This is a genomic window from Clostridium sp. chh4-2, from assembly GCF_002899675.1.
Lineage (GTDB): Bacteria > Bacillota > Clostridia > Lachnospirales > Lachnospiraceae > CHH4-2.
Genome location: NZ_PKUU01000020.1, coordinates 91162 through 103371, shown reverse-complemented (window position 1 = coordinate 103371; position 12210 = coordinate 91162). Strand labels below are relative to the sequence as shown.

Here is a 12210-nt window from a genome sequence, read left to right as displayed (position 1 = left end):
AGCCGCCCCCTTTAAAATCCAAAGATACCTGCATAAAGCGGTACCTTTAATCCAAATTTAAACAGTGCATACATGCCCGCAGTTACAATTACTGCCAGGGCCAGAGCGCCCGGTTTATTGGGCGCTTTCAGCCAGCAGAACATTCCGAACAGGATCAATACGGTCGCAATAATGAATCCCAAGTACGGCATCACCAACAGGTAAACCGCCGCGCTTCCCACGCAGACCGCCATCTGAACCAGTTCCACATCCTTTGTTTTTTTGGCGCTGCCGGCCGCCTTCGTCTCCATGTCTTTCGGGCGCACTTCAGCCTTTTTTCTGTCATCCAACCATATTTTTGTGTCTTTGGCCGCTATTATCACATAGAGGACTGCCATGATCCAGAATACCGGCTTAATAAAATACCCCGCCGATGCCTTTTTGCCTAAAATCTCCACATAATAACAGACCGCCCATGCAAAAATCACTGTGGGAATAAACAGTTTTTTTATCAGTCGAACCATATGTCTTCCCCCTCATCGTATGAAAACAGATCTATTCTTCAGATGTCAGATACTGCTGGTATTCCTGGCATGATTCATAAAAATTTTTCTGCAGTTCCTGGCTGGCTTCCACGCCTCTCCAGGCGGTAACGTCATCACGTCCGGCGGCTTCCACTGCCTTCATATAATCGCTTCCCGGCTGCATGATCCGCTCCAATGATTCCAGCAGGACCTGATAGCGTTCCGGATATTCTTCCAAAACGCTGGAATGAACGCCGATAAAACGTGAAGATCCCATAAAGGTAAGGGAATCATTTCCGGTCACTTCTCTAAGGGTTGGGCAGTCCGGCACCTGTTCGCTGCGCTCTTCCGCAGATACTACAATCTGGGTCACTCCCTGTCCTACGCTTCCCGTAAGAGTGGTTGCGCACATATCCACATGTCCGCCTAACAGGGCGCTCATACGCTCTGTCGCTCCGTCATAGTTGATGATCTTAACATCCCATCCCAACGTATCCGCCAGAGTTCCAAGCATCAGCATCTGATCTCCGCCCGCAGTGGCTGAAATGCTGAACTTTCCGGGATTTGCCAGAACTGCGGCATTTAAATCTTCCCAGGTCTGATACGGCGAATCCTCTGTTACGCAGATACAGCATGGATCTAATTCCATAAAGTTCATTACCGAAACGTCGTCGAACTCATAATCCGCGTCCTGCAGCAAAATGCAGGTGGAATAATAAATCTGAACTCCTGTATAAAGGCTGGTGGCATCCGGTTTACATTCTTTTACATAGTATGTGGTTCCGATCTCCGTATTGGCCCCGTCCCTGTTATCGATAATAAAATTACATCCCAAGTCTTTTCCCCAATATTCGCCGAGCAAACGCGCCACCGTATCCGATCCGCCGCCGGCTTTAAATGGAACAACTAACGTGATATCTCCCCACTCCCAGGTCTTTTCCCCTGTTTCGGCCGCAGCAGTCTCCGGCTTTTCCTGGCCTGCGGATTCCTGAGCCTGAGTACTTTCCATCTTGGTTTCCGCCGTTGTTGCTGCAGGTTTAGCAGCTTCTTTTCCCGCGCATGCGGATAACCCCATCATCATTGCCACTGTTCCGATAAGTAAAAATACTTTTCTCATGTTTCCTCTCCTTTTCTTTTGTTTTTTATGCTTGTTTACGACCCCTTGTAAGTTAATATTACTCCCGAACAGGGTCTCAGTCTAATACATTAAAAGCAGCAAACGCATAACTTTTTGTTATGTATTTGCTGCTTTTCTTCTTTACTTTGAATAATATTTTATTATTTATTGGAGTAATATTCCAAAAGAATATTCACAAATTCCGCCATATATCTGGTATTATGCTGGTTCTTCCGGTACGCCACAAAATACTGGTATCTGCTTACCGGCTCTCCCACTGAAAACAGCCGGATCGAACCCGTTCCACCTTCCAGCTGCAGCACATTATGGGCATACAGCTCCGGCGCGAAGCAGGCTCCGCATCCCTTCTGGGCTAAGTAGAGGGCGCCTTCAATGTTGTTGGTGTCTAAAAATACATTCGGAACCATATGGTGTTCCTCGAACAGCTTGTTCACCCAAAAACGGTTGCGGTGTTCCGGTTTATATAAGATAAACCGCTCTTTTTCAAACAGCCTGATATCGAGCCACGGATACGTGCACCCTTCCTTTTCAACCGCCCTGGCACACAGCGGGTGGTCTTTGCTGATTACCAGCACCAGCTCCTCGCTGAACAGGGGCAGATAGGTTATATTGGGATTCAGCTCCTGGGGCTGTTTCAGCATGCCGATATCGATCTCCCCCTGAACCAGCATGCTGTCCAGCTCATCGTAGGACTGCTCATGCAAAGTGACTTTCACAGACGGAAACTTGGCCGAAAATGCGGGCAGTACGTTGGGAAGCACATAGGCGCCTCTCCGGCTGGTTCCAATCCGCAACGTTCCCCGGATCATCTCATCCAATGAAAATACATCCTGCTCCAATTCCGTATAGATGGCCTGAATCCGTTTGGCCGCCTCGATGTAAGATTTTCCGTATTCCGTGGGCCTCAGCGTCTTTCCCACTTTTTCAAATAATTTTATATTCAGGGAATCTTCCAGATTATGAATATATTTTGTCAAGGCTGGCTGCGAAAGATAAAGGCTGTCGGCCGCTTTGGCCACCGTATCATTTTCCGCAACCGCCAGTACGTAACGGATTTCTTTTAAAAGCATAATCTGACCTCCCCTTCATTCATAACTTAAAGTTAATTATAATATAGGTTTTTGATATTTGCAATATGACCGCCGAATCATTATCCTAAAACTATCAGGACGTTAAAAGATAATTATTTTCAAGAAAATCAGGAGGAAACAGTATGGCCAAAATTATCCCGGAAAATTGTGTCGGATGCCGGACTTGTCAGAAGTACTGCTCAGTGGACGCAATTAAATACGAGAACGGAAAATGTTTTATTGCATCAGATGAGTGCGTCGATTGTTACGTCTGCCTGCGGCAGCATGTATGCCCGAAAGACGCGATCGTCCCCACCGAATTAGATACTTTTTACAAACAATTCATGCACGTGATGAGCGATCCCGTGGAAAATCATGGGGTGACAGGCGTAACCGGAAGAGGAACGGAAGAGGTTAAAACAAATGACGTTACGGGCCGTGTCCGCAAAGGCCGTGTAGGCCTTTGTATCGACGTAGGGCGCCCCGGCGCAGGCGCAAGGATGTACGACGTAGAAAAGATCGCCATGGCATGTGCGGCTTCCGGCGTGGTATTAGAGGGTAAGGAAACAACTCCTTTAGCCGCCCTAATGACCGATATCCATACCGGAAAACTGGAAGAAGGAGTTCTGAACAACCGCCTTTTATCCGTTATTGTGGAAGGAAACTGTGCGGAAGAAGATCTTCCCCAAGTGCTCACCGCGCTTAAAAAGGTGGCCGGAGAAATCGAAACCGTCTTCTCTTTGGGACTTATCATGCGGGTTGATGAAAACGGCTATAACCCGGCATTAAAATGTCTGGATGACCTGGACATCCCCCAGCCCCACAGAGCAAAAGTAAACGTAGGCCTGGGACGTCCACTCATCGACTGACCGGCCGGACTGATGAAACTAGTCAAATAACAACGAAGCAAAGGAGATCATACTATGTCACATTCTCTGCACCGCAGTGGTTCTATCGAATCGCAAAAACACGATTTTGTCTGGTTTATGTATCAGACAAAAGGTGTTAATGATAAGGATATTAAACCTAAAGCCATGATTTATATTGAAGCCGCCGAACATCAGGGCTCCGAAAACTGGGGCGACGTGAAGACCGGGCCTATCACCCGCTTCGACGCTGCTGAAATTAAAGAAAAAATCTCGGACAAATCCAGAATCCGCGGAGTATTTACAAAACGGGAACAGGTAATCGGCTTTCTAAAAGAGGTAAAGGCCGCCGATGTAGGCCAGTCCTGCATTATAACCGGCTTGCTGAGCGAAGTAATCCCCTGCTGCCACGAAGCCGGAGTAACTCCCCATTCCGCCAACTTCTCCCTTGGAGTATGGGGAAATAAGGGCATTCTGCCGGACGAAGACACCCTGTCCATCACCACCATGTGCGGCCATCATATGATCCCGCCTAAATTTGTTCAATATGTGGTTGACCAGGTGGACAAAGGCCGCATGAGCCCGGAAGAAGGAGCGATTAAACTGTCTGATTTCTGCTACTGCGGCATCTTCAACCAGGTGCGCTGTTCCGAAATCATCCAGGATATCTGCAAAAAGAAGCATTCCTCATGAAAGGCGGCCGCGTCTGCGGCCGGAATGGGTAAATAATATGGCAGTTTATAAAATAGGTATTTTAAACGGCGATGATATCGGACCTGAGATCGTACCTCAGGCTGTAAATGTGCTGAAAACCGCAGTCCAGGCATATCCTGACATCAAAATCGAGTGGTTTCCCCTGCCTGTGGGATATTCCTCTTATCTGGAACACGGCAATTCCCTGCTGCCTTCTGTGAAAGAGACCTTGTATCAGCTGGACGGCTGGATACTCGGCCCCATTGGCCATATGGCATATCCGAAAGTGCCTGAATGCGTCAATCCCCATCCAATTCTAAGAAGGGATTATGATCTTGTCAGCAATATCAGACCTGCCAAAGGGTATGAAAGCATTTCCTGCATCAACCCTAAAACGGACCTGATTATCGTCCGGGAAAACAACGAAGGATTCCAGCCGGACCGCAACATGTTTAAAGGCACCAGCGACTGTATGCCCACCCCGGACATGGCGCTTTCCCTGCGGGTTATCACCAGGCGCAATTCATCCATGGCGGCAAGAACCGCATTTGAACTGGCCCGCCAGAGAAACAAGCTGAAAAAAGTGACTGCAATCCATAAAAACACCGTATTTAAACTGGGTTGTTCCCTGTTTTTAGACGCCTGCCGGGAGGTGGCCGCAGACTACCCGGATATCACGCTGGAAACCTGCGTGGTGGACACCTTCGCGATGAAAATGCTGATGAACCCGCTGGCATTTGATGTGGCCGTCACCACCAATATGTTCGGCGACATCCTGTCCGATGAGGCGGCCGGGTTAATCGGCGGTTTAGGCATGGCCCCCGGACTTTCCGTAGGCCCCAAGTACTGCATGGCACAGGCCACACACGGCTCCGCCCCTGATATCGCCGGCGAAAATATCGCCAATCCCTATGCGATGATCATGTCCGGACAGATGATGCTGTCCTGGCTTGGAAATCTAAAAAATGATTCTTCTGCTATTCTGGCAGCAAAGGATATTGAAGCTGCCGTTGAAACGGTTTTGTCCGAAAAACGTCATCTTACGCCGGATCTGGGCGGCAGCTCGACTACAGACGAAATGGGAAAGGCTATTTGCGATGCGCTGAAGGCATTATTGAAGTAAAATTGTTATTTAACGGGGTTGGCGGAAGGGTACGCCCGGAATCGAGATGCGAGGAAGGGAGAGGCGGTCTTTACAGGAACCCGGGCGGGGGAGAATAAAAAAAGGCCAATTGGGATTCGGGATTCGCCCCTAAGTGATACTAAGACCCGCAAGTACAGAAAGAGACAGGATCGCGCCCATTCGCAGTGAACTCCTTATGACTTCACTGCTCAAGGGGCGCTTAGAACCTGATTCGGAATTCAGTTTCTACCTGTCTCTTTCTGTACTTGCGTGTCTAAGAATCACTAAAGGGGTTCCATACGATCCCAATTGTCCTTTTTTTCATTCTCCCCCCGCCTGGGTTCCCGTAAAGACCGCCTCTCCCTTCCTCGCATCTCGATTCCGGGCTGGTTTTCGCTGGCCTGGTTAAAAACAATATTGGTGCGTAGGTATTTATGTAGAATTACATTTACATGGATCGTGAAGGGATTTTCTGAAATGCCTTCATGTTTTACTTTAAACGTCAGGGCATTTCGCGAAAAGACCTCACCCTTTACATTAAATGGTGAAGGCATTTCTGAAAAAGCCCTCACGGTTGGTGTAAAAACTTACTCACAATCCACCAAATCTTTTTTATCCTTAGCAAGCCAAGCAACAGCCGGAAAGAAGGGGAAGCCCAGGCGGGCGGCGGAAGTAATCGGCGAAATGGGATCGTATGGAACCCCTTAGATGTACTTAGATCCGCAAGAATAAAAAGAGACAGGTAGAAACTGAATTCCGAATCAGTTTCTAAGCGCCCCTTGAGCAGTGAAGTCATCAAGAGTTCACTGCGAATGGGCGCGCCCTGTCTCTTTTTATTCTTGCGGGTCTTAGTACATCTTAGGGGCGAATCCCGAATCCCATTTCGCTGATTACTTCCGCCGTCCGCCTGGGCTTCCCCTTCTTTCCGGCGTTTCTTAGTTAACTAAATAAAGATTTACGGCATATAGCCGTCTGTTTTGTAAGAATTATATTGCTTTTTAATCTTAATAATTAGAGATCCGTCTGGCTCTGTAGTTGTTTCCTCAATGGAAAAACTAGTATTGTTCTTTTTCATCCGTTCACAGTATATGGAATATTCCTGCTGTGGATTGGCATCGTTTGCCGCGTCAAATTTTATTGTCTGAAGTAAACAGGCGCTTAAAATTCTTCTCATAATATGAAATTCCTCCTTATCCTATCTGCTTATATTTTAACATTTAAAAAATTTGAATGTCAGCGTTTTTTAGCCGTGTGAATCATTTTTGTTAGTTTTTATAAAGAAGATAAGAATCGAATTTATGCATATTTACCATGTAAAAATTGCTTGTTATTTTTTAATATTTTGTTTTTTCTCCAACTGCCACATCCAAAATTATCATAGGTATAAATCCAATGGCAGAACTCAGAAGCCTTCTACTAGACAGAAGTAGACTCGTGTACAGAATTATTTGACCCAGATAAGACTCTATTGCAATTCATGGCCTTTCCATTATATAATTTCCTTAAATCGTGTGAATATAAGATATAAGCAGCTATTACCGATATAAAAAATATGAGAGAGGAAAATTATGATAAAAGAGATACTGAAACTTGGAAATCCCCGTTTATATGAAAAAAGCATGGAAATACTGCCTTCGGAGAGTGAAAACGTAAAGATTTGGGTAGAAGATCTGCATGATACTTTAATGGATTTCAGAAAAACATACGGCGCCGGCCGGGCTGTCGCCGCTCCTCAGATCGGGGTTCATAAACGTCTTCTTTATATGCATCTGGATAAACCCTATATATTTATCAACCCAAGTCTCACCTTTCCTGATGATGAAAAATATGTTCTTTGGGATGACTGCATGTCCTTTCCCGGACTTATCGTTAAAGTAGAGCGTTATAAACGGGCTGTAATCCATTATCAGGATGAGAATTTTAAACCGTGTAACATGGAATTGGAAGGGGATCTTTCAGAATTATTGCAACATGAATATGATCATTTGGACGGGATTTTGGCTACTATGAGGGCAATCGATAACCGTTCATTTAGTATGGAACAAATTAAGAGGGATTTTTAAGTACGAATGTATGAAATTTATCAATACGGATGATCCTGAAAATAGAGATGAAGATTTGTATGACGTTCTAAAGAGTGGAGCTGTTCTTTTATGTACTTCCATGAACCCGGATAGCTGTTTGGTACTCCATTCACCACATCGCTTTCCAAAAAATCTATGAACAGCTCCTCCCTCCCATCAAAAAACCCGTAAAACTCATCCGCAAATGAGCAGTCTGGCAGAACAGGTACAAACTATCAATAGTTTCATTCTATTTAATTAGTGGCTCTACTGGGATTCTAATGCAGATTTGTTTCTAAAAAAAATAAGATTACTCAGACCGAGTAATCTTATCTTACGCTATACTGCATCACCTGTCAACGCTGTTTTCTCTCTATTGCCTATAATACAAATCTAAAATCCTATTTCTCCACCAGCAGCTTTCTCGTCTTCCATTTTCCACTGAGGAAATATGCTACGCATAAAAGCCCCGGCAAGGTTCTGGAAAATGCGGTTCCCCACCAATAGCTGTATGCTCCCAAATTAAATACATATACAAACAGCAGACTAAATCCAATTCTGCAGACCACGCCATCTAAAATGCCGATGAAAAATCCCAATGACACAAAGCCCGAACCGGTAACCATAGCCTGAAAAGCGCCTGTAACCGCAGACATATAAAAGGCCATAATCATAATACGCATATAATCTGATGCATATCCGATCACTTGGGCGTCTGAAGTGAAAAATCCGAACAGCTTATCGGGAATCAATAACGCCATACAGGAAGCTGCTGTGGCTATCACTAACGTGCAGCCAAATGTATTCAGCGTAATCTTTTTAGCCCGTTCCGTCTTACGCGCACCCAGATTCTGTCCAATCATCGCACCTGACGCTGTATCCACACCGTTCATAAATGCATTGTTAAACTTCTGAATCTTGTCTCCCACACTGTTGGATGCAGAGATGACAAGTCCATAGGAGTTTACGCAGGATTTCACCCAAAGCATTGAGAATTGTACAAAAAAGACCCGTACAAGCTGGGGAATTCCAAGTTTCAGAATAATCAGCGCTGTTTTCTTCTCGATTTTGAAGAAACTGCGCTGCAGGCTGAAATCAAAGGTTTCCCGGTGCTTATACATAAAATAGAATGCCGCAAAAAATGATCCGATCTGTGATAAAACTGTAGCCAGCGCTGTGCCGGCAGCTCCCATATGAAATATAATCACAAAGATTAAATCCGCCACAATATTGACCGTAGCCGCTACACAAACAAAGATCAGCGGCCGCTTCGATTCCCCCATCCCCCGGAGCACTCCGCAAACAGCGTTATATCCGAAGATAAACGGCATCCCTAACGTGGTAATAATCATATAATAGGCAGCCTGGTTTAACGCTTCCTGAGGACAGTTTAACAAATCCAATATTGTTTTGTGGAACAATACCGTGAGTACGATACAGGCTATCGAAATCGAAAACATCATTGTCAGCAGCGTTCCCACCGCCTTTTTAATTTTTTCCGTCATCTTGGCACCCGCCAGCTGCGCGATGTAGATCTGGCCTGCGGTGGAAAATGCGGTGGCCACCGGTGTCATCAGATCCGACACCTCTCCGCCGGTGGCTACCCCTACCGTACCCACGCTTCCCACAAACTGACCCACTACCATTAAATCTACCATGGAATATAATTGCTGAATTAAATTCGTAGCAACGATCGGCATGGAAAACATCAAAAGCGTTTTTAAGATATTCCCTTCTGTCAGATCGCGTCCAACCCGTTTTTTTTCTACTGCTGTCGTCACATCCGATTCCTCTTTTCTAGTATAATTCTATGGTCTCCCCAGTATCCGGATTTCTTGCAAAACGCCGCATAAATGACCATGACAGTTTTTGCTGTACCGGCGTCGTATTATGAGGCATATTTTCCTCCCCAACTACCCGCAGATGATACCGGCCGTTTTCATTACGTATATCAGCAATATAGATTTCACTGCCATCCATCCACATCGTCTCACTTTTATCCGCCGGAATTCCCAGTTTACGAACCGCTCCGTCTTCACTTTCTGCGGCATCATAAATTTCCTTCAAGGTTTTTTGCGGGCAGTTGTGGGCCTTTAATCTAAGCTGCCACATTTTCGCCCTATCCTCGGCCGTAAGCGGAAAGTCAGGAGCTTTTCCCTGCCATGGGCGGAGCCCTTCTGCATCTTTATTGAGCGGATAGATCACGTTATGCTCCGTACATCCTGCCAGGCATATGGTAGGCATATCACTCGTTCTGATCTGACGTATTTTTTCCTCTGTCATGGGAATCATTGCATTGGGCTGAAGTCCGGCAGTAATTCCGTAAGTGGATATGGCGGCGATCATTTCGGGATGGCGGAATGCAAACTCATATGTATACCTTCCATTATGAGAATGGCCTGCCGCATAAATTCTCGTCCGGTCTATCATCGGATACAATTGAAATGCCTCTTTTAAAATGCGCACCAGCAGGTCGTTGTCATCCGCATCTTCCAGAACAAAGTTAATCAAAATGCACTCTCCCTGGGCTGCAATCCGGTAATATTCATAAAAATAAGCGGATTCGGTCACCGCCAGATGTTCATTAGAACGGTTGACCTCCTGCAGCACGCAGATAACAGGCAGTTTTTCTTCCGGAGACTGAAAGGCGCCTAAAGGCACTGCCGAAGTCCATCTCCTGAACTCAGTGTCATGGCTCTCGTATTTAAGCCCCCGGTCCAGCCAATACTGCTGAAATTCCGGGTCTTCAACCGTATCAAATTCATATTCGGCCGCCATACTCTCCGCAATATTCCTGCCGCTCTCGCTGTGGATCAGCTTATGCAGATCAAATGCTTCGCTGCTCCAGTTTTCCTTAGACATCTGATCTCTGGAAAGACTGACCCGGTTTTCCCAACGATTCGTAATGTCGAGGACTGAAATGCCTGATCCCCGAAATCTGACAACCGCCTGATCCGGATCTATTTCTACGCCCGTCTTCTGTTCATATACAAATCCAGGAATATTTTTCAGTTTCCCTCCGTTTTCGTATACCGGCATGACATCCAGCCACACGCGGTCTGTATCTCCCGGAACCGCCACAAATGCCTCTTGAAGGATATTTACATATATTCTGTCGTAATCCGGCTTACCATTGGCAATGTAAACAATAATCAGATCCTGACTATCGGCCGCCAGCTGGTTGTAGGCTTCATATTGTTCCAGCATTTTCATAGCCCAATAAGGATCTTCAATATCTTCATTGTGAATTACAACCAGCGTCTCCATTTTTTTGCCATAATTTTCATAACAATCACGGGGCGCCATAATAAACCAACAAACTCCTCCTTGGGATCTGCAGTCGAAACGAAGCCCTTTATCCTCCCATTTTTTTATAATTTCCGGCACTTTTACGCAGTTCGTCTTATGGATATAACAGGAAAGATCTCTGCATTCCTTTCCAAGCTTTCCGTTAACCGGGCTGTGATACTCAATTTGTTCCTGCTTCTCATGTTCCCCCATCCATACAATTAATGGATAAACGGAACTGATCCTGTCCTTCCAAACTTCTTCATCCCATAAATTTATTCCATCATAGCTGTAATAGCTTTTCAATTATTCCACCTTCCTCACTCCATTATGAACATGCTCATGTTACCGGGCCTTGAAACTTCCAGGGAAATGCCGGATGGGTTCAGCCTGCCGTCATCCATAACGGCAAATGAGACTGCACGACTGGTATCCACATTGCACACATAAAGATATCTGCCGTCCGGCGTCATACACAGCCCTCTTGGATTCTCGCCGCCGCAGGAGATATTCTGGATCAATTTCATTTCTCCGGTCTCAGAAAGGGCCAATACGCTGATGAGATTTACCCCTCTGATACTTACATACAGGTATTTTCCATCTCCGCTGACTGCAATATCGCTGGGAGCAGCAGAGGAATCCACCATTTTTCCTTCTTCTAAAAGCCCACAGCTGGAAATATATGTGAGTTTTGCAGTTTCCCTGTCCACCTGATATTGGCTGATATAAGAAGCCTCTTCATGATTGCCGTAAAAGAACGGCAGCTGAGGGTGAAATACCCCGTATCTTGGATGGCTGCCTTGTTTTACACGCAGGGTATCACAACAGACCAGCTTTCCGCGTTCCCTGTTAATTCGGAACGAGTATAGCTGATCCAGACCTTTATCACAGACGATGTAGATTTCCCCTGTCGGATCTGCTGCAACGTAATGCTGGTGGGATACGGGACGATTCAAACTGCCTTCCGGTGCTTCTGTCGTATAAACGTCACAGACCTCCCCTAAACGTCCGTCCGGCTCCACCCTGAACAGTACTAATGCGGCCTGGTCAAAAATGGTTTCAGAACCAAAGGTTCCATCCTCATGCCGAACGAGTCTGGTCACGTAGCTGTCCGTCACATGATGGGAAACCAATGCATACTGGCCGGAACGGTCCAGGCACACGTAGGAAGGATTTGGAAGAAGGCTCGGCTTTTCACTGATCATATCCATGATTCCCTCCCTGACTGAAGCCGCGCACAGATAACCGCCTCCGCCCTTCTGTTCCCGTTTATCCTTTCTCTCATCTGTAAAATACAAGATTCCGTTTTTCTTGTCATAAAACTGGTTTCCAACGGCAATATTGGGGAATTTTGAGTCAACTAACGTCAATTCTGATGTCTGCGGATCGCAGACATAGGTGGAAAGTCCTCTCACTCCGCCGCGAAATCCCCATCCGCCTATCACCGCATATAGTTTTTTCTCCAT

11 protein-coding genes are annotated in these 12210 nt (G+C 46.0%); 4 read left to right on the top strand and 7 right to left on the bottom strand.

Features of this window, described 5'->3' with window-relative positions:
• Positions 1-11: 11 nt before the first annotated feature.
• The 3 genes from C0033_RS19350 to C0033_RS19340 form a co-directional block, all read right to left on the bottom strand.
• Positions 12-503 carry a tripartite tricarboxylate transporter TctB family protein gene (locus C0033_RS19350; protein ID WP_103229545.1) on the bottom strand — a complete coding sequence of 164 codons (492 nt, stop codon included), beginning with the start codon at positions 501-503 and terminating at the stop codon, positions 12-14.
• A 31-nt stretch (positions 504-534) separates the two neighbouring features.
• On the bottom strand, positions 535-1620 hold the full coding sequence (locus C0033_RS19345) for a tripartite tricarboxylate transporter substrate-binding protein (RefSeq protein ID WP_103229544.1): 1086 nt from the start codon (positions 1618-1620) through the stop codon (positions 535-537).
• 161 nt (positions 1621-1781) lie between these two features.
• The gene (locus C0033_RS19340; RefSeq protein ID WP_103229543.1) at positions 1782-2711 is read right to left on the bottom strand and encodes a LysR family transcriptional regulator; all 930 of its coding nucleotides are present in this window, start codon (positions 2709-2711) and stop codon (positions 1782-1784) included.
• A gap of 143 nt (positions 2712-2854) precedes the next feature.
• On the opposite strand from C0033_RS19340, the gene C0033_RS19335 reads away from it, so the two are divergent.
• Genes C0033_RS19335 through C0033_RS19325 form a run of 3 tightly spaced genes read left to right on the top strand, consistent with a single transcriptional unit; the run spans position 2855 to position 5393 of the window.
• On the top strand, positions 2855-3580 hold the full coding sequence (locus C0033_RS19335) for a 4Fe-4S binding protein (RefSeq protein ID WP_103229542.1): 726 nt from the start codon (positions 2855-2857) through the stop codon (positions 3578-3580).
• Positions 3581-3634: 54 nt separating this feature from the next.
• A complete protein-coding gene (locus C0033_RS19330) occupies positions 3635-4270 on the top strand; it encodes a hypothetical protein (protein ID WP_103229541.1) in 636 nt (211 codons plus the stop codon).
• 37 nt (positions 4271-4307) lie between these two features.
• On the top strand, positions 4308-5393 hold the full coding sequence (locus tag C0033_RS19325) for an isocitrate/isopropylmalate family dehydrogenase (RefSeq protein WP_103229540.1): 1086 nt from the start codon (positions 4308-4310) through the stop codon (positions 5391-5393).
• A gap of 955 nt (positions 5394-6348) precedes the next feature.
• Here C0033_RS19325 and C0033_RS19315 read toward each other — a convergent pair.
• Entirely contained in the window at positions 6349-6567 is a 219-nt protein-coding gene (locus C0033_RS19315; RefSeq protein WP_103229538.1) for a protein pyrBI, read from the bottom strand.
• A gap of 394 nt (positions 6568-6961) precedes the next feature.
• Between C0033_RS19315 and C0033_RS19310 the strand changes: the two genes are divergently transcribed.
• Positions 6962-7456, top strand: a complete 495-nt coding sequence (locus tag C0033_RS19310; protein WP_103229537.1) for a peptide deformylase — start codon at positions 6962-6964, stop codon at positions 7454-7456.
• A 401-nt stretch (positions 7457-7857) separates the two neighbouring features.
• On the opposite strand, the gene C0033_RS19305 is transcribed toward C0033_RS19310, so the two are convergent.
• From C0033_RS19305 to C0033_RS19295, 3 genes are read right to left on the bottom strand one after another with little or no spacing between them, the layout of a single operon-like run.
• Positions 7858-9237, bottom strand: a complete 1380-nt coding sequence (locus tag C0033_RS19305) for an MATE family efflux transporter (RefSeq protein ID WP_103229536.1) — start codon at positions 9235-9237, stop codon at positions 7858-7860.
• Between the two features lie 16 nt (positions 9238-9253).
• Positions 9254-11050 (bottom strand): hypothetical protein, encoded by a 1797-nt coding sequence (locus tag C0033_RS19300; protein WP_103229535.1) that lies wholly within the window; start codon positions 11048-11050, stop codon positions 9254-9256.
• Between the two features lie 14 nt (positions 11051-11064).
• Positions 11065-12210, bottom strand: coding sequence for a beta-propeller fold lactonase family protein (locus C0033_RS19295; RefSeq protein ID WP_103229534.1), 1146 nt, complete (start codon positions 12208-12210; stop codon positions 11065-11067).